At 64.8% G+C, this 16768-nt stretch carries 17 protein-coding genes, 1 pseudogene and 1 riboswitch; of the genes and pseudogenes, 4 read left to right on the top strand and 14 right to left on the bottom strand.

Going from position 1 to position 16768, the window contains the following annotated elements; all coding sequences use genetic code 11:
- Window positions 1-84: 84 nt before the first annotated feature.
- The 3 genes from boxC to ACQR1F_RS22735 all read right to left on the bottom strand — a co-directional run bounded on the left by boxC (window position 85) and on the right by ACQR1F_RS22735 (window position 4388).
- The gene (gene boxC, locus ACQR1F_RS22745) at window positions 85-1773 is read right to left on the bottom strand and encodes a 2,3-epoxybenzoyl-CoA dihydrolase (protein ID WP_315801604.1); all 1689 of its coding nucleotides are present in this window, start codon (window positions 1771-1773) and stop codon (window positions 85-87) included.
- A gap of 95 nt (window positions 1774-1868) precedes the next feature.
- Entirely contained in the window at window positions 1869-2672 is an 804-nt protein-coding gene (locus tag ACQR1F_RS22740; protein ID WP_316237355.1) for an alpha/beta fold hydrolase, read from the bottom strand.
- A 177-nt stretch (window positions 2673-2849) separates the two neighbouring features.
- Complete coding sequence (locus tag ACQR1F_RS22735; protein ID WP_434882501.1) at window positions 2850-4388, bottom strand: benzoate-CoA ligase family protein; 1539 nt, start codon at window positions 4386-4388, stop codon at window positions 2850-2852.
- A gap of 109 nt (window positions 4389-4497) precedes the next feature.
- On the opposite strand from ACQR1F_RS22735, the gene ACQR1F_RS22730 reads away from it, so the two are divergent.
- The 3 genes from ACQR1F_RS22730 to ACQR1F_RS22720 all read left to right on the top strand — a co-directional run bounded on the left by ACQR1F_RS22730 (window position 4498) and on the right by ACQR1F_RS22720 (window position 6158).
- A complete protein-coding gene (locus ACQR1F_RS22730; protein WP_315801607.1) occupies window positions 4498-5418 on the top strand; it encodes a helix-turn-helix transcriptional regulator in 921 nt (306 codons plus the stop codon).
- Between the two features lie 127 nt (window positions 5419-5545).
- Complete coding sequence (locus tag ACQR1F_RS22725) at window positions 5546-5896, top strand: PilZ domain-containing protein (RefSeq protein WP_315801608.1); 351 nt, start codon at window positions 5546-5548, stop codon at window positions 5894-5896.
- A 4-nt stretch (window positions 5897-5900) separates the two neighbouring features.
- Window positions 5901-6158: a hypothetical protein gene (locus ACQR1F_RS22720; protein ID WP_316237357.1), complete on the top strand. Its 258-nt coding sequence runs from the start codon at window positions 5901-5903 to the stop codon at window positions 6156-6158.
- A gap of 2 nt (window positions 6159-6160) precedes the next feature.
- Here the strand turns inward: ACQR1F_RS22720 and ACQR1F_RS22715 are convergent.
- The 5 genes and pseudogenes from ACQR1F_RS22715 to ACQR1F_RS22695 all read right to left on the bottom strand — a co-directional run.
- Window positions 6161-6529 (bottom strand): annotated as a pseudogene (locus ACQR1F_RS22715) (hypothetical protein); the annotation flags it as partial.
- 143 nt (window positions 6530-6672) lie between these two features.
- On the bottom strand, window positions 6673-7878 hold the full coding sequence (locus ACQR1F_RS22710) for an arginase family protein (RefSeq protein ID WP_315801610.1): 1206 nt from the start codon (window positions 7876-7878) through the stop codon (window positions 6673-6675).
- 40 nt (window positions 7879-7918) lie between these two features.
- Window positions 7919-8692, bottom strand: a complete 774-nt coding sequence (locus tag ACQR1F_RS22705) for an ABC transporter ATP-binding protein (protein ID WP_434838122.1) — start codon at window positions 8690-8692, stop codon at window positions 7919-7921.
- Entirely contained in the window at window positions 8692-9513 is an 822-nt protein-coding gene (locus tag ACQR1F_RS22700; RefSeq protein ID WP_315801612.1) for an ABC transporter permease, read from the bottom strand. The genes ACQR1F_RS22705 and ACQR1F_RS22700 overlap by 1 nt, the downstream gene beginning before the upstream one ends.
- Window positions 9514-9659: 146 nt before the next feature.
- Entirely contained in the window at window positions 9660-10730 is a 1071-nt protein-coding gene (locus tag ACQR1F_RS22695) for a putative urea ABC transporter substrate-binding protein (protein ID WP_316182023.1), read from the bottom strand.
- A 74-nt stretch (window positions 10731-10804) separates the two neighbouring features.
- Window positions 10805-10906, bottom strand: a riboswitch (guanidine-I (ykkC/yxkD leader).
- A 218-nt stretch (window positions 10907-11124) separates the two neighbouring features.
- Here ACQR1F_RS22695 and ACQR1F_RS22690 point away from each other — a divergent pair.
- Window positions 11125-11487 (top strand): hypothetical protein, encoded by a 363-nt coding sequence (locus ACQR1F_RS22690; RefSeq protein ID WP_434913913.1) that lies wholly within the window; start codon window positions 11125-11127, stop codon window positions 11485-11487.
- A gap of 33 nt (window positions 11488-11520) precedes the next feature.
- Here ACQR1F_RS22690 and ACQR1F_RS22685 read toward each other — a convergent pair whose 3' ends face one another.
- The 6 genes from ACQR1F_RS22685 to ACQR1F_RS22660 all read right to left on the bottom strand — a co-directional run bounded on the left by ACQR1F_RS22685 (window position 11521) and on the right by ACQR1F_RS22660 (window position 16519).
- Window positions 11521-11820, bottom strand: coding sequence for a hypothetical protein (locus ACQR1F_RS22685; RefSeq protein WP_434913912.1), 300 nt, complete (start codon window positions 11818-11820; stop codon window positions 11521-11523).
- 38 nt (window positions 11821-11858) lie between these two features.
- The gene (locus tag ACQR1F_RS22680) at window positions 11859-12563 is read right to left on the bottom strand and encodes an ABC transporter ATP-binding protein (protein WP_315801771.1); all 705 of its coding nucleotides are present in this window, start codon (window positions 12561-12563) and stop codon (window positions 11859-11861) included.
- 16 nt (window positions 12564-12579) lie between these two features.
- Window positions 12580-13350, bottom strand: a complete 771-nt coding sequence (locus tag ACQR1F_RS22675; RefSeq protein ID WP_434838128.1) for an ABC transporter ATP-binding protein — start codon at window positions 13348-13350, stop codon at window positions 12580-12582.
- Window positions 13343-14290 carry a branched-chain amino acid ABC transporter permease gene (locus tag ACQR1F_RS22670; RefSeq protein WP_434848373.1) on the bottom strand — a complete coding sequence of 316 codons (948 nt, stop codon included), beginning with the start codon at window positions 14288-14290 and terminating at the stop codon, window positions 13343-13345. Before ACQR1F_RS22670 ends, ACQR1F_RS22675 begins: the two co-directional genes overlap by 8 nt.
- Window positions 14287-15204 (bottom strand): branched-chain amino acid ABC transporter permease, encoded by a 918-nt coding sequence (locus ACQR1F_RS22665; protein ID WP_434913911.1) that lies wholly within the window; start codon window positions 15202-15204, stop codon window positions 14287-14289. The genes ACQR1F_RS22670 and ACQR1F_RS22665 overlap by 4 nt, the downstream gene beginning before the upstream one ends.
- A gap of 145 nt (window positions 15205-15349) precedes the next feature.
- Window positions 15350-16519, bottom strand: a complete 1170-nt coding sequence (locus ACQR1F_RS22660; protein WP_434913910.1) for an ABC transporter substrate-binding protein — start codon at window positions 16517-16519, stop codon at window positions 15350-15352.
- Between the last annotated feature and the right edge of the window lie 249 nt (window positions 16520-16768).

Below are 16768 nucleotides of genomic sequence, written 5' to 3'. Positions count from 1 at the left end.
GCCGGGCCTTGTGCCGGGCATCCACGTCGTTCGTGTCGATGAGCCCGTCATGGCCGGGCCAAGCCCGGCCATGACGGATGATAACTACACGCGCGTCATGTCGTATTGCGGCCGCTCGCCGGTGCCGTAGCGCCGGAGCGCGCCCTCCTCGCCGACCGCGTTGGGGCGCTGGAAGATCCAGTTCTGCCAGGCGGTCAGGCGAGCGAAGATCTTCGATTCCATCGTCTCGGGACCGGCGAAGCGCAGATTAGCCTCGAGGCCGGTGAGACTGTCGGGGGAGAAGCTGGCGCGCTCCTCGAGGAAGACCCGGATCTCGTCCTCCCAGTCGATATCGTCGAGCGCGAAGGTGACGAGGCCGAGCTCCTCGGCCTCATCTGCCTCCAGCGGCTTGCCGACCTGCTCGTGCACGCGCTCGAGCCCGTTGGGATCGTCGAGGAAGCGCGACTGCAGCCGGGTCAGACCGTGGCTCATCGGATAGGGACCGAAATTCATCGCCGACAATTCGATGGAAGGCGCCGGGCGGTTGTCGCCCTGGATGGTGCCGATCAGCATGTAGGAGCGGTCGGAGGCGAACACGAGCTCGGCCAAGGTGCCGGCGAAGCACGAGCCGGGCTCGACCAGCGTCACCAGCGTGCGCGACGTGACGTCGATGCGCTTGAGCACGCGCTTCCAATAGTGCCTGATCTCGTTGACCAGCCAATGCGCCTTGTTGGCTTCGAGGAAGGCGTCGTAGGCCAGGACCTGGGAGTTCTCGCCCTGCGACTTGAACACCAGCATTGCGATGCCGAGTTCGTTGATGCGCAGATGCAGGATGGCGTCATCGAGCTCGCGCGCGACCTGCAGCGGCCAGAACGAGGCGCCCTGCCCGATCATGCCGTCGATGTCGGCCGGCGGCGCGGCCTCGGGAGCTGAGACCGTGATGGTGGCGATGCGGGCGGCGCGGTCGATGTCGACATTGACGAAGCCGTAGCGCACGCTGCTCGCGTCAATGATGCGCTTGAGCGGCGTGAGCGCGACGCCCTTGCCGCTGCCGTTGCGCTTGGATGCGGCCGCGAACTCCCTGGCGCGCTCGGCGACCTTGGCGTCGACCTTGGAGTTCGGCGCGATCTCGTCGACGAGACGCCATTGCACGGCGCGCTTGCCCTTGACGCCCTCCTCCGTCGTGCAGAACGCGTCCGCACGGTCGCGGCGCACCTTGCGCTTGTCGACGACGCGCGTCAGGCCGCCGGTGCCGGGCAGCACCGCGAGCAGCGGCACCTCCGGCAGCGACACTGAAGACGAGCCGTCATCGGCGAGGATGATGTGATCGGTGGCGAGCGCGAGCTCATAGCCGCCGCCGGCCGCGGTGCCGTTCACCACGGTGATGAAGCGCTGGCCGGAATTCTCGGATGAATCCTCGAAGCCATTGCGGGTCTCGTTGGTGAACTTGCAAAAGTTCACCTTGTGGGCGTGGGTCGCGCCCGCGAGCATGCGGATGTTGGCGCCGGCGCAGAACACGCGCGGCTTGGCCGAGCGCAGCACCACGACCTTCACTTGCGGGTGCTCGAAGCGCAGCCGCTGCACGGCATCTGCAAGCTCGATGTCGACGCCGAGATCATAGGAATTGAGCTTGAGCTGGTAGCCCTCGAACAGGCCGCCATTCTCGTCGACATCCATGGCGAGCGTCGCCACCTCGCCGTCGATCGAGAGCTTCCAATGTTTGTAGCGGGAGGGATCGGTCTGAAAATCGATGAACGTCTTGCCTCCCGCGAGCACGCGGTCTTCCCCGGCCATGAGTCACCCTTCGTTGGAGTGCTTATCGTTGAGATGCACAATAATTCATGTTATGGCTGGCGTCTACCGTTAAATGCCAGAACATGCACTTTGTTTCATGTTTGTGATGCCGGTGACGGCAAGGTGGCTGCGGCGAACTGGGCGATAACGCGCAGGGTCGCCTCGGGCGCCTCGCGATGCGGGGAATGGCCGGTCTTGGGCAGCATCGTCACCTCGACCGGGCAGTAGCACTCCTCCTGGAGGATCTCGACCTGGCGGACGGTGCCGTACTGGTCATCGACGCCCTGGATCACGGCCACGGGGACGCGGATGTAGGCGAGGTCAGCCGTGATGTCCCAGGTCCGGAACGCCGGATCGAGCCAGGCGCCGTTCCAGCCATGGAACGCATTGTCGACGTCCTTGTGCCAGCGGCCGAGCTTGGTGCGCAGCTCCGTGGTTTCGTAAGTTGTCTTGATCGCGGCGATCGACGACACCGAAACGTCCTCGACGATGACATGCGGCGCGATCAGCACGATACCCTGGAGGCGATGGTCGGCGTGGCTGCCGGCATAGATCGCCGCGATCGAGGCGCCGTCGGAATGGCCGACGAGAAGACCGCGCCGGAAGCCGATCGCGTCGAGCAGCTTTGGCAGGACATCGCGCGCCTCGCGCTGCATGTAGTCGAGCGGGCGCGGCAGAGTGACCGGGCTCGAGGCGCCGTAGCCGGCGCGGGAATAGGCGAGCACGGAGGCGCCGGTGGCCTGTTGGAGCTTGTCGGGGAAGTCGCCCCACAGGCCGACCGAGCCCAGCCCTTCATGCAGCAGCACGATGCAAGGGGCGTCGGACGGCTGCGGGCCGATGAGACGATATTCGAGCTGGGCGGAGTCGATGGTGAGGAAGCCGTTCGGTGAAAGCTGCACGGTCACTCTCTCCTTCGTCATGCCCGGGCTTGACCCGCCTGCGCGGCCGAAGCCGCTTCGACGCGGCGAAGGCCCGGGCATCCACGCCTTTCTTCGTCGCGGCGGGATGGTTGGCCGGGTCAAGCCCGGCCATGACGACAACTAAAAGCAGGGCCAACTTACGGGCAGGAAGACCAATTACTGGCTCGCCCCCTCGCGCAGCTTGAAGCGCTGGATCTTGCCGGTCGCGGTCTTCGGCAAGGATTCCACCACCTCGATCCAGCGCGGATATTTCCACGGGCCGATCTTCTGCTTGACGTGTTCCTTCAGTGCCTCGTGCAGGGTCGAGCGATCGACGCTCGGGCGCAGCACGACATAGGCCTTCGGCTTCAGCAGGCCCTCCGGATCGGCTTCCGGCACCACGGCGGCCTCCAGCACGGAGGGATGCGTGATCAGCGCGCTCTCGACCTCGAACGGCGACACCCAGATGCCGGAGACCTTGAACATGTCGTCGGAGCGGCCGCAGAAGGTGTAGCGGCCATCGGCATCGCGAACATATTTGTCGCCGGTGCGCGTCCAATAGCCCTCGAAGGTCGAGCGGGTCTTGTGGCGCTGATTCCAGTAGCCTTCGCCAGCCGAGGGCGCGTGCACCAGCATCTCACCGACCTCGCCGTCCGGCACGCCCTCACCGGCCTCGTTGACAAGACGAACCTGATAGCCCGGCACGGGGCGCCCCGATGAGCCGTATTTGATGTCCCCGGGCACGTTGGACAGGAAGATGTGCAGCAGCTCGGTCGAGCCGACGCCATCGAGAATGTCGACGCCGAACCGCGCCTTCCAGGCATTGCCGACCGATTCCGGCAGCGCCTCGCCGGCCGAAGTGCAGATGCGCAGAGCGCTGCCGGCCTTCTCATGGCGCAGCGACTCATCGTGCAGCATCGCGGCGAACAAGGTCGGCACGCCGTAGAAGATGGTCGGATTGTAGCGGTTGAGGAGCTTGAACATCAGCGCCGGCGTCGGACGCTCGGAATTGAGGATCGTGGTTGCACCGACAGAGAGCGGGAAAGTCAGCGCATTGCCGAGGCCATAGGCGAAGAACAGCTTTGCGGCTGACAGACAGACATCGCTCTCGCGGATGCCGAGCACCTGGCTGGCATAGGTCTCCGCCGTCGCGGCGAGATTGCCGTGCAGATGGCGCACGCCCTTGGGCATGCCGGTCGAGCCCGACGAATACAGCCAGAACGCCGGCTCGTCCTCGTGGGTGGCGACCGTGTCGAACTGATCGCTCTCGCGCGCGAGCTCCTCGGTGAGCAGCTTGTGGCCGAAGGCATTGGCGCCGGAGACCACGACGCAATCGAGATCGGGCATCCGGCCGACAATGTCCTTCACCACCGGATACAGCGCCTCGTACACGAACAGCACGCGGGCGCGGCAGTCGGCCAGCACATAGGCGTATTGCTCCGAGGTCAGCAGCGTGTTGAGCGGCACCGGGACGATGCCCGCGCGCATGGCGCCAAGAAACACCGCGGGGAAATCCACCGTATCGAGCATGATCATCGCCACGCGCTCCTCGCGGCGGACGCCAAGGCGACGCAGCATGTTGGCGACGCGGCAGGTCTGCTGCTGCAAACCGCGATAGGTCAGCTCGGAGACCGTGTCCGTGTAGGCGAGCTTGTCGCCGCGCCCCGCCTCGACATTGCGGTCAAGCAACCACGATACCGCATTGTACGACTTCACGGCATTCTCCCCGGATTTTTGAATTATAATTCATACAAGGCCACCAACATCGCTTGCTGTCAATCCTCCCCGGCATTATGTTTCCTGCTCAAAAGAGTACCTCAGGGATATGACGCCACACAGCGATGCCCCGCGCGACGACGGCCAGTCCGCGGCCGAGACCGATTTCCTCGACCAGCTGGGCCAGCGGGTGCGGCGGATGCGCGGCCTCGCCGGCATGTCTCGCAAGGTGCTGGCCGAGGTCTCCGGGATTTCCGAGCGCTACATCGCCCAGCTCGAGAGCGGCAAGGGCAATGTCTCGATCGTGCTGCTGCGCCGCATCGCCAACGCGATCAACGCGCCGCTCGACGACATCATCCCCGGCGGCGAGCCATCGCCGGACTGGCCAGTCATTCGCGATCTCCTGAAGAAGGCGAGCCCGAGCCAGATCGCCGAGGTCAAGGAGCTGCTTGCCGGCGGCGCATCGGCGCCGCTGCGGCGTTCGTTCTCGGGCATTGCGCTGATCGGCCTGCGCGGTGCCGGCAAGTCGACGCTCGGCAAGATGCTGGCGGCGCGGATCGGCTGGAGCTTCGTCGAGCTGAACAAGGAGATCGAGCGGCAGAACGGGCTGTCGGTTGCCGAGATCATCGCGCTCTACGGCCAGGAAGGCTTTCGCCGCATGGAGCAGGCCGCCCTGGTGCAGCTGCTGGCGCGCAAGGAGCCGATGGTGCTGGCGACCGGCGGCGGCATCGTCTCTGAACCGGTGACCTTCGACCTGATCCTGACCTCGTTCTACACGATCTGGCTGAAGGCCGAGCCGGAGGAGCACATGGGGCGCGTGCGCAAGCAGGGCGACCTCCGCCCGATGGCCGACGACCGCTCGGCGATGGCCGAGCTGCGCAACATCCTCGCCAGCCGCGAGCCGCTGTACGCAAGGGCCAACGCCGTCGTGGATACAGCGGGCCTGTCGGTCGACGCGGCCGCCGCGCGGCTGGGTGAAGCTGTGAAGCCGGTCATCGCCAAAGAGGCCAGGATGTTTGCGCGAGGGTGAACGCGCGCAACGTCAATGCCGGCACATCCCGGCATGCGTTAACCACCGCCGTCATTTTCATACCGCCGATGGTGGCCACACACCCTCCGATTGCTTAATAGATCGTTAAGTGACTGGAGGACGTGTCATGGACAACCGTCGCAACGAGGCCCGCCAACGCGTCTACTATGGCGGCGTTCTGACATTCAACGCCGGCTGCTCGACGCTCGCCTGCGTCGTGCGCAACTTCAACAACCGAGGCATCAAGATCGAGTTGGAAGGGAGCGTGCTGCTGCCCGACCGCGTCGACGTCACGATCGAACGGCGCGGATGGTCGCGGCCGGCCCGCATGGTGTGGCGCGACGGTGCCGGCGCCGGCCTCGCCTTCGACAAGGAGAGCGAGGTCGTCTCGCTGGAATGGGCTCGCACGCTGCGCGACCGCGAACGCACCAACAAGCGGCTCAAATCCCGCCTCGAACAGATTCTGTCGGGGTACTGAGCTGATGTCCGAGGTCTCGCGAGACCGAGACGACCTGCTGCTTGCAGGTCCCGATGCGCCGCAGAGCCCCGCTCGCGCTGCCGAGCGCCGGCCGCGGCTGGCGTGGCTGCGGCGCGTCGCCCTCCTGCTCGCCGCTCAATATGTCATCGTGCTGCTGATCGGCGTCGCAGCGGCGTCCACCGTGCGATCCTATGTGCTGCCGGAGGTCGTCGACCGCTTCGAGGCCCTCGCAGCGGCGCTCAAGCGAACGCCGCTGCGGTAAGCTCATTCCATTTCCCGCAGCTCCGCGTAGGTGAGCGGCTTGAGGCTGGCGCCATCGAAATAGACGAAGCGCAACCGGCGGCGGCGGGAGACGAAGTTCGACGGCAGCGGATCGTAGCGGAAGGTGCCGCCGCCGAGATGCGGCGTCAGGCTGCCGACATCGGTCAGCGCGTCGATCTCGACGCGCAGCAGCTTGAGGCTCGTGCCGTCGCGCAGGATCTCGAACGGAACCCGCGCCAGCCGCAGGAAGCTGGTCGGATCCGGCGCGGCGATGAAGCCGTCGACAAAGGCAGCCTCGACCTTGTCGAGATCCGGTTCGGCCGCCGCGGCGGGCTTGGCGCCGTCCGGTTGATGCGGCGTCTGCCACTGTACCGGCGAGCGGCCGCCGTGGGGATGGTTGTGACCGGGACCGTGCGGGGGGTGATCGTGGTCATGGTGGTGATCATGATCATGAGCATGGCCATGATCGTGATGATGATGGCCATGATGGTGGTGATGATGACGCATCGCGAGCCTCAGAAGCTGACCGGCTTGTTGATGATGGACTTGTGGCTGCCGAGCTTGCCGTGGGCGACCATCGAGCCGAGCGCCTCGACGACGACGCGCACGCCGATCAGCGCGGTGATGTCCGAGGTGTCGTAGGGCGGCGAGACCTCGACCACTTCGAGCCCGCACAGGCCCTCGGCGGCGACGAGGCCGAGCAGCTTCAGCGCCTCGCGCGGCAGGAAGCCGCCGGGCTCCGGCCAGCCGGTGCCCGGCACGAAGCCGCAATCGATGGAATCGACGTCGAACGAGATGTAGACCGCGTCGGCATCCTTCCAGGCCAATTCCAGCGCGATCTCGGCGGTCTTCTCCAGGCCGATCTTCTCGATGTCGGCGATGGTCAGCACGTTGGTGTTGCGCTTGCGCGCGACCTCGACGCCCTCGCGGGGCACTTGCCAGCCGCCGATGCCGAGCTGCACAAGATTGGTCGGCGACACGTTCGGCAGGTTGGTCGCCCAGTACCAGGGCGTGGTGTGCATGCGCTCGTCGAGATCCTTCTCCTGGATGTCGATGTGGCGGTCGAAATGGATGATGCCGATGCGCTTGTCGGTGCACTGCGCGATGCCGCGAACGCAGGGGAAGCCGATCGAATGGTCGCCGCCGAGCATGATCGGCAGCGCCCCGGACGAGAACACATGCGCGACGCCGCGGCTGATCTGGTCAAAACTCTTTTCAAGGTTGGCGGGGATGGTGAAGACGTCGCCGGCATCGCACAGGGTCATCTGCTCGCGCAGGTCGACGCCGAGCTCGTAGTTGTAGGGCGTGTACAGGGCGGAGATGCGGCGGATGCCCTGCGGCCCGAAGCGGGTGCCGGGCCGATAGGTGGTGCCGGAATCGAAGGGGATGCCGATCACCGCGGCGTCGTATTTGCCGACGTCGCGGACGTTCTCGACATACGGCGCCTTCATGAAGGTGTTGATCCCGGCGAAATGCGGCAGCTCGCCGCGCGCAAAGGTCGGGATCTCGCGATCTGTCAGCGTGTCGGCGCCGGGCAAACCCATGTCGAGCGCCCATTGCTTCTCCCTGCGCCAGCCGTTGCTCGGCAGCCTGCCCTCGGCCTCCAGCGCCTGCCAGCCTTGCGTCGCCATCTTGTCGAAGTCCGGATGGTGACGCCGCATGAGCCGGCGCTGCGCGTGCAATCCGGCGCGGTGCGACCGGCGCATGAGTGGGAATGACATGGAGACTCTCCTTCGTTTCTTTCGACGTTTCTTGAACTGACTATTGCGCCGCCTGCAGGCTGGCGCGGATGAATCCGAGCACCGGCACGGCGCTGTCGCGGGTGAGATCGAGGTCGTAGGTGATGCGCGCGCCGAAGCGCTCGGGCGCCTGCGGATCCTTGCGCGGGCGGTCGAGCGCGATCAACCGGGTGGCGAGGCCGAACGCCTCCTTGATATCGTGGGTGACCATCACGATGGTCATGTTGTGCTCGCGCCACAACGGCTTGATCAGCCCATGCATCTGCGCACGGGTGCCGGGATCGAGCGCGCCAAAGGGCTCGTCGAGCAGCAGCACGCGCGGCTGCTTCGCCAGCGCCTGCGCGATCGCCAGCCGCTGCTGCATGCCGCCGGACAGCGCGCTCGGATATTTGTCGCGATGCTCGGCCAGGCCGACGGCCTCGATCAGCGCACGGCTCTTCTCCATCGCCTCCTTGCGCGCCGACCCGAACAGCCGCGCCGTGAACGGGCTGCCGGCAAGCTCATAGCCGAGCAGCACGTTGCCGAGCACGGTCAGATGTGGGAACACCGAATAGCGCTGGAACACGATGCCGCGGTCCGGCCCCGGCTCGGCCGGAAACGGCTGTCCATCGAGCAGCACGGCGCCATCGGTCGGCCTCTCCTGGCCGAGGATCAGGCGCAGGAAGGTGCTCTTGCCTGCACCTGAAGGGCCGACGATCGACAGGAAGGTGCCGGAGGCGATTTCGAGATTGATGCGCTCGAGCACGACCTGGTTGCCATATTCGACCCAGACGTTGCGGAAGGACAGCGTGCTCATCAGCGGCTCCCTCGCGCATAGGCCCAGGGAAAGGCGCGCCGTCCGAACCAGACCAGCGCATAGTCGAAGATGTAGGCGAGCAGCGTGATCCAGACGACGTAAGGCAGGATCACGTCCATCGACAGATAGCGCCGGACCAGGAAGATGCGGTAGCCGAGCCCGACATCGGAGGCGATCGCCTCGGCCGAGATCAGGAACAGGAAAGCGGGCCCGATCATGAGCCGCAGCCCCTGGATCAGGCGTGGCATGATCTGCGGCAGCACGACGCGGATCGCGACCTGCCAGGTCGAGGCGCCCAGGGTCTGCGCCTTGATCAGCTGCTCGCGCGGCATGTTCTGCACCTCGAGCGAGAGGTCGCGCACCAGGGTCGGCGTAACGCCGATGATGATCAGCACCACCTTGGACAGCTCGCCGAGGCCGAACACGATGAACAGAACCGGCAGCACCGCCATCGGCGGGATCATCGACAGTACCGCAATCAGCGTGCCGAAGCCGGCGCCGGCGATCGGAAGCAAGCCGATGGCGAGTCCGAGCACGAGGCCGATGACGGCGGCAATGCCGAGCCCGAGCGCGAGCCGCTGCAGGCTCGCGGCCGTGTCCGACCACAGCACGTAGTCGCCGGAGCGACGATCCGGCTCGGTCGCGAGCCGCTTCGAGGTCGCGACCATCTCGGAGACCGGCGGCAGCAGCTTGTCGTCCGGATTGTCCGCACGCCGCTGCGCCGACCCCACCACGTAGATCAGCGCGATCAGCAGGAACGGCAGCAGCGCCAGCAACAGCCGGCTGCCCCGGTTCGGGACGACGTTCATCGCACGCGTCATGGATGGCTCCCTAACTCCTCATGGTGAGGAGGCGCGCAGCGCCGTCTCGAACCATGAGGCCCACCTCGGCCTCACCCTTCGAGACGCTTGCTGACGCAAGCTCCTCAGGGTGAGGGGTGACACGAGTTGCGCAGCGGACAGACGGCTCAGAGCTTCCCGTCGGCGGCCATCTTCATGAAGGTCGGATCGAAGCGCAGCTTGACATTGCCGGCCGCGCCCAGCGTCTTCGTTGGCGTGGAGATGCCGACCGCGTCCTTCGACTTCACGTTCTCGCCAAGCAGGTTGTGATCGAAGCAGAAGGTGCGCACGAGATCCATGATCTTCGGCAATTCCGGTCCGGTCACGAAGGCGAGCGCGTCCTTCGGCTCATAATACATGAACGTGGTCTTGAGCTGGGTCTCGAAACCGGCGAGATCGGTGCCCGACAGCTTGGCCATGGCCTCGCGCGCGGCCTTGCCCTTCTCGCTCTGGTCCTTCATCAGCGCGATGGTCTCGTACCAGATGCCGACCAGCGCCTTGCCGAGCTCGGGATTGTCCTTGAGCGTCGCACTGTTGACGACCATGAGATCCTCGATCTCGCCGGGGATCTTGCTGGAGTCGAACACCAGCGTCGCGCCAGGCTCGGCCTTCACCTCCAGCAGCTGCGGATTCCAGGTGACCACGGCCGTCGTGTCCGGCGACTTCGCGGCGGCGACGATGTCGGCGTCCGAGGTGTTGACCGTCTTGATGTTCTTCTCGGACAGCTTCGCGGTCTCGAGACCGCGCGCCAGCAGATAATGCGACACCGAGAGCTCGACGAGGTTGACCTTCTGGCCCTTGATGTCGGCCATGGTCTTGCCCTTCTTGAGCACGACGCCGTCATTGCCGTTGGAGTAGTCGCCCATGATGATGGCCGACGTGTCGACGCCGCCGGCAGCGGGGATGGTCAGCGCATCCATGTTGGTGACGGTGACGCCGTCGAACTTGCCGGCGGTATACTGGTTGATCGATTCGACGTAGTCGTTGATCTGCGTGACCTTGATCGTGATGCCGTATTTGTCGGCCCACTTCTTGACGATCCCGGACTCGGCCGCATAGGGCCACGGCATCCAGCCGACATAGATCGTCCAGGCGATGTTGAATTCCTTCTTCTTCTCGGCTGACGCTGATGACAGCGACGCGGTCGCCAGCGTCGATGCCGCGAGCAGGGCAACAAACAGATTTCGCGCTTTGAACATGTCCAGTCCCTCATCGGTTTTCTGACCGCGGACTGGCATGAAGAACCTCGTGCCTGCCAAGCGCGGCCACTGAGGTCTCCCGGGTTTTTATCCCGCCGTGCACCAGGGCTCTCCCCTGGCGGCTGCTCTCGGACCAGCGTTCTCGACCGAGAACCGGAACCCTAGCTGCCAACTCTGAGCAACTGGAAGAGCAATCCGCGTGCCACGGAAAATGCTTGCGATTCAACGGAACAAATCACAGCATATGCTCAAAAAGACGGCATCACGAATTCATCTTAGGCGATGAGGATCGTTGGCGCTCGGCGGCCATTCATCAGTGGCATGAACCGGTGGCCGAGCGCGAACGACCTCATCAGGTCGGCACATCCGGTGCTGTGTTGGGAGTCTCGTTGTCATGATCAAGTTGTCAGGGATCGCAATGGCAAGCATGCTGGTCGTGAGTCTTGCGTCCGGAGCGGCCATGGCGCAGAGCGCACCGGCAGCGGATGCGCCGGCCCAGCCTGCTCCCGCCGCAACTCCCTCTCCGACGCCAAGTCCCTCCCCTGCCGCGGCGGCACCTGCTCCGGCGCCGGCAGCCGCGACCGAAAAGCCGGCCGAGACAAAGCCGGCCGCCGATGCGGCCGCCACGAAAAAGAAGAAGCGTACCAAGACCACCCGGCAGGAAGTCGAAGACTCCCTGCGCAGCGGCAAGGTGCCCTCGCGCTATCGCAGCCGGGTGCCGAAGGAATACCAGAAGTACATCCCGTTCGACCGCTGAGCGCGGAGGCGGCGATGCGCAGATCGGCGGCGCCTAGGTTGGCGGCGTCATCTTGACGATGATTCCGACGATCAGCATGAAGGCGAGACAAAGCGCCGTCTCGAGGTCGGAATGAGCAGACCAGAAGCTGCGCAGACTGGCCGCGGCCTTTTTCGGTGCTTCGATTCGGAGATGAGGCGCACGCATTTGCTCAACCTTTGGTAAAGGGTGAAACAAAGTACTACCCTGAAGAATAATCCCGTCCACGCCGCGCCTCAATGCGAAAAATCGGCGCATGCCAGCACGATTATGAAATCTACGCCCCTCGCGCGACGCGATCTTGATTTGAGTCAATCCGCTTCCACGTCGTCATAGCCGGCAGCGCTCCGCCCTCAGATACCGAGATAACGGTGCTGCAGCTCCGGCTCGGCCATCAGTTGGTCCGATGTGCCGTGCCACACCGTGCGGCCACGCTCGATGATATAGTGGCGGTCGCAGATGCGGGTCAGATGCTCGACATTCTTGTCGATCACCAGAATCGACTGCCCGCGCGATTTCAGCAGCGACAGGCAGTTCCAGATCTCCTCGCGGATCAACGGCGCCAGCCCCTCGGTCGCCTCGTCGAGAATGAGGAGTTTTGGGTTGGTCATCAGCGCCCGGCCGATCGCCAGCATCTGCTGCTCGCCGCCGGAGAGCTGGTTGCCCATGTTGCTGCCGCGTTCGGCGAGCCGCGGAAACAGCGCATGGATCTTGTCGAGCGTCCAAGGATCGGACGCGCCGAGCCGGTTGGCCGAAGCCGCTACGAGATTCTCGGTGACGGTCAGATTCGGAAAGATCTGCCGTCCCTCCGGCACCAGGCCGATGCCGAGCTGGGCGATCCTGTAGGACGGCAGCTTTCGCGTCTCCTGGCCGCTGAAGCGGATCAGGCCGGCGCGCGCCTGGGTCAGGCCCATGATCGATCGGATCGTGGTGGTCTTGCCCATGCCGTTGCGGCCCATCAGCGAGACCATCTCGCCGGGACGGATCGCCAGCGACAGGCCGAACAAGACCTGACTCAGGCCGTAACAGGTCTCGATGCCGTCGACCTCGAGCAGCATGGCGCTTGTCCCCAGATCAACCATGGCCGACGACCACATGCTGGTCGCCGAGATAGGCGCGCTTGACCTCCTCGTTCTGCCGGATCTCGTCCGGCTTGCCCGAGGCGATGATGCGGCCATAGACCAGCACCGAGATGCGGTCGGCGAGCGCGAACACCGCCTCCATGTCGTGCTCGACCAGCACGATCGAGACCTCGTCGCGCAGCTCATTGAGCAGCTTCACCATGCGCTGCGACTCGGTCACCCCCAAGCCGGCCATCGGCTCATCGAGCAGCAGGAGCTGCGGCTTGGTCGCGAGCGCGACCGCGAGCTCCAGCTCGCGCTGCTCGCCATGGCTGAGCTTCGAGACCAGCACGTCGGCGCGATGGCCGAGACCGACGCGCTCCAGCGCGGCGTGCGCGGCGGCGCGCAGCGGCTTGTCCTTGCGCGCGGCTGCGAAGAAACGGAACGAGTGCTTGCCGTCATGGGCTTGCGCCGCCAGCGCGACATTGTCGGCCGCGGTGAAGTCGGTCAGCAGCGAGGTGATCTGGAACGAACGCGCCAGCCCCAGTGCGCTGCGCTTATAGGCGGGGAAATGCGAGATGTCGCGGCCACCTAAGAAAATGCGCCCCGCATGCGGCGCCAGGTGGCCGGTGAGCTGGCTGATCAGCGTGGTCTTGCCGGCGCCGTTCGGCCCGATGATGGCGTGGATCTCGCCCTTGGCAACGTCCAGGCAGACGTGATCGGTGGCGACGATGCCGCCGAACCGGCGCACGAGATTGTCGACGCGAAGCAGCGGCTCAGCCACGGTTCAACCTCCCGAGCATGCCCATGATGCCGCCGCGGCCGAACAGCACGATCAGGAGCAGCAGCGGCCCCATGATCAGCGCCCAATATTCGGTGATCTGCGACAGCACCTCTTCCAGCACGAGGAACACCACCGCGCCGACGACCGGCCCCATCAGGGTGCCCATGCCGCCGAGGATGACCATCACCATGAGATCGCCGGAGCGGGTCCAGTACATCACGGCAGGGCTGACGAAATCGGTATTGTTGGCAAGCAGTGCGCCGGACAGGCCGCACAGCATGCCGGCGATGACGAAGCACGCCAGCTTGTACCGCTTCGACGGGAAGCCGATCGCCTGCATGCGCTGCTCGTTGGAGCGCAGGCCCTGCAGCACGAGGCCGAAGCGCGAATTGACGATGCGCCAGATCAGCACCACGACGGCAAGCAGGCAGAACAGGCAGAGATAATAGAACTGCACGCGGTTGCCGAGGTTGATCAGGCCACCGAAATCGCTGCGCTTGTAGACGGTGAGCCCATCATCCCCGCCGTAACGGGCGAGGCCGGACGCGACGTAGTAGGCCATCTGCGCAAAAGCCAGCGTGATCATGATGAAATAGACGCCGCGGGTGCGCAGGGAAAGCGCACCGATCACCAGCGCATAGAGCGCCGACACCGCGATCGCCACCGCGAACTGCGCCCAGCCGGAGCCGATGCCTTCCTGCGCCAGGATGCCGACGGCGTAGCCGCCGATGCCGAGATAGGCGGCATGGCCGAAGCTCATCATGCCGCCATAGCCCATGATGAGGTTGAGGCTGACGGCCGCCAGCGCCAGGATCACGATGCGGGTGAACAGCGTGAGGATGAAAATGTTGCCGGAGAGGTTGGAATAGACCGGCAGCAGCACCAGGCCGGCCACGACGAGTGCGGCCACGAGGCTTGAGACGTTGAGCTGTGATTTCATCTGCGGTTGGCCGGAAACAGACCTTCAGGCCGCGCCACCAGCACGATCGCCATCAGGAAATAGATCAGCATCGACGACATCGCCGGCGCCGCCGTGGACGCCGCCGCCGAGTTCAGCACCTGGCGCAACAGGTTTGGCAGGAAGGCGCGGCCCATCGTGTCGATCAGGCCGATCATGATCGCGGCGATGAAGGCGCCGCGGATCGAGCCGATGCCGCCGATCACGATCACGACGAAGGCAAGGATCAGGATGTTCTCGCCCATGCCGATCTGCACGGTCAGGATCGGCGCCTGCATCAGCCCGGCGAGGCCCGCCAGCGCGGCGCCGAGGCCGAACACCAGCGTATAGAGCAGCTTGATGTTGATGCCGAGCGCACCGATCATCTCGCGGTTGGAGGCGCCGGCCCGGATCAGCATGCCGATCCGCGTCCGCATCACGCCGAGGTAGAGCAGCAGCGCCACCAGGAGCGCCACGACAATGATGGCGAGCCGATAGGCGGGATATTGGATGCCGGGCAGGATCGTGACCGGGAAGGCGAGCCAGGACGGCAGCGGCAGCGCCAGTCCCGCCGGGCCCCAGATCAGCCGGACGCCCTCGTTGAAGAAGAGGATCAGGCCGAACGTCGCGAGCACATGGTCAAGGTGATCACGCCCATAGAGATGGCGAAGTGCCGTGAATTCGAGCACGATGCCGAGCAGAAGCGTGGCTCCGAGCGCCATGACCGCACCGAACACGAAGCTGCCGGTCCAGGCCACGAAGGTCGCCGCGAAATAGGCGCCCATCATGTAGAGCGAGCCGTGGGCGAGGTTCACGAAATCCATGATGCCGAACACCAGCGTCAGGCCGGCGGCCAGCAGGAACAGCAGCAGTCCGAACTGCAGCCCGTTCAGGAATTGTTCGACGACGAGAAGCATGCCCCTCACTTCACGCTTAAAAAGACGGCGGCAGAACCCGTTCCAGGCGCTGCCGCCATGTCCGTCCCGATCTTAGGCCGGAGATGTTTTAAGCTTCAAGCAAATTCCAGGCCTGTTTCGGCGCCTGGCCCGGAATTCTTTGCGCTCACTTCATCGGGCACTTGTCGTGGAAGCGGTCCTGGTCGTTCTCGACGATGGTGGCGACCGTCTTCAGCGAGAGCTGGCCGTCGGCGTCCTTGACCACGTCCTGCAGGTAGAAGTTCTGGATCGGGATGTGGTTGTTGCCGAATTTGAAGGAGCCGCGCAGCGACTTGAAGTTGGCCTTCTCCATCTCGGCCTTCATCGCGTCCTTCTTGGACGTGTCGCCCTTGACCGCAACCACGGCGCTGTTGATCAGCTGGGCCGCGTCATAGGCCTGGGCGCCGTAATAGGTCGGACGCAGGCCGGTGTATTTCTTGCGGTAGTCGGCGACGAACTTCTTGTTCTGCTCGTTCGGCAGGTCGTTGACCCATTCCTGGGCGCCGGGCACGCCGATCGCATTGTCCTTCTGCAGCGGCAGCGACAATTCGTCCACGGTGAAGGCGGTGTAGAGCGGCATCTTCTCCTTGAGCCCGGCCTGCGCGTATTGATTGAGGAACTGCACGCCGGCCGCACCTGGATAGAACACGAAGATCGACTCGGCGCCGGAGGCGCGCGCCTTGGAGAGCTCGGCGGAGAAGTCGAGCTGGCTCGGCCACACCGTGTATTCCTCGCCGACGACCTGGCCCTTGAAGGTGCTCTTCACGCCGGCCAGCATGTCCTTGCCGGCGGCATAGTTCGGGCCGATCAGGAACACCGACTTGACGCCCTTCTGGTTCATGTAGAGGCCCATCGCCGCGGGCGTCTGGTCGTTCTGCCAGGAGGTCGAGAACACGTAAGGCGAGCACAATTCGCCGGCGAGCTGCGACGGGCCGGCATTGGCCGAGATCAGGAAGGTCTGGGAATCCACCGCGGTCTTCAGCGAGGCCAAGAGCACGTTCGACCAGATGTAGCCGACGATGAAGTCCACCTTGTCGGACTGCACCAGCTTCTCGGTCTTCTGCTTGCCGACGTCAGGCTTCTGCTGGTCGTCCTCGTAGATCACCTCGACCGGCTTGCCGTCGATCTTGCGGCCGAGATGGTCGAGCGCGAGCTCGAACGAGTTGCGCATGTCGTTGCCGATCACGGCGGTCGGACCGCTGAACGTCGAGACGAAGCCGATCTTGATGGTGTCGCCGGCAAAGGCCGTGCTCGAAAACAGCAGTGCCGCGGCGCTCGCCAGCCAGAAGCTCTTCATGGTCTTCCCTCCCCTCAAACAAATTCGTTCTTATCGTTGTTTCGTCGCCGCCACGCAGCAGCACGACCCGCGGCGGCGTTTCGCCGCAGCATCCGTCGCGCGGTGCTCATCCTGCGCGCGATCGGCCCATGCACCATAATTCCCGGAAACGGGCAAAGGCAAGAACTATAGTGCTTGTTAAGGATACTGCAGCACAGCAGAAGCCGGCCGCGTCAGCATGACACGGCCGGCTGGGATGCTCGTCATGGC

Source organism: Bradyrhizobium sp. HKCCYLS3013, assembly GCF_051167615.1.
In the GTDB taxonomy this organism is placed as follows: Bacteria; Pseudomonadota; Alphaproteobacteria; order Rhizobiales; family Xanthobacteraceae; genus Bradyrhizobium.
Note: the sequence above shows the minus strand (reverse complement) of the source record. Positions and strands in the feature narration are given on the sequence as shown.

Coding starts and splice junctions, on each gene's coding strand:
- boxC (WP_315801604.1), bottom strand. CDS start 1,773: ATGGCCGGGGAAGACCGCGTGCTCGCGGGAGGCAAGACGTTCATCGAT.
- ACQR1F_RS22730 (WP_315801607.1), top strand. CDS start 4,498: ATGACGCCACACAGCGATGCCCCGCGCGACGACGGCCAGTCCGCGGCC.
- ACQR1F_RS22725 (WP_315801608.1), top strand. CDS start 5,546: ATGGACAACCGTCGCAACGAGGCCCGCCAACGCGTCTACTATGGCGGC.
- ACQR1F_RS22720 (WP_316237357.1), top strand. CDS start 5,901: ATGTCCGAGGTCTCGCGAGACCGAGACGACCTGCTGCTTGCAGGTCCC.
- ACQR1F_RS22710 (WP_315801610.1), bottom strand. CDS start 7,878: ATGTCATTCCCACTCATGCGCCGGTCGCACCGCGCCGGATTGCACGCG.
- ACQR1F_RS22705 (WP_434838122.1), bottom strand. CDS start 8,692: ATGAGCACGCTGTCCTTCCGCAACGTCTGGGTCGAATATGGCAACCAG.
- ACQR1F_RS22700 (WP_315801612.1), bottom strand. CDS start 9,513: ATGACGCGTGCGATGAACGTCGTCCCGAACCGGGGCAGCCGGCTGTTG.
- ACQR1F_RS22695 (WP_316182023.1), bottom strand. CDS start 10,730: ATGTTCAAAGCGCGAAATCTGTTTGTTGCCCTGCTCGCGGCATCGACG.
- ACQR1F_RS22690 (WP_434913913.1), top strand. CDS start 11,125: ATGATCAAGTTGTCAGGGATCGCAATGGCAAGCATGCTGGTCGTGAGT.
- ACQR1F_RS22680 (WP_315801771.1), bottom strand. CDS start 12,563: ATGCTGCTCGAGGTCGACGGCATCGAGACCTGTTACGGCCTGAGTCAG.
- ACQR1F_RS22670 (WP_434848373.1), bottom strand. CDS start 14,290: ATGAAATCACAGCTCAACGTCTCAAGCCTCGTGGCCGCACTCGTCGTG.
- ACQR1F_RS22665 (WP_434913911.1), bottom strand. CDS start 15,204: ATGCTTCTCGTCGTCGAACAATTCCTGAACGGGCTGCAGTTCGGACTG.
- ACQR1F_RS22660 (WP_434913910.1), bottom strand. CDS start 16,519: ATGAAGAGCTTCTGGCTGGCGAGCGCCGCGGCACTGCTGTTTTCGAGC.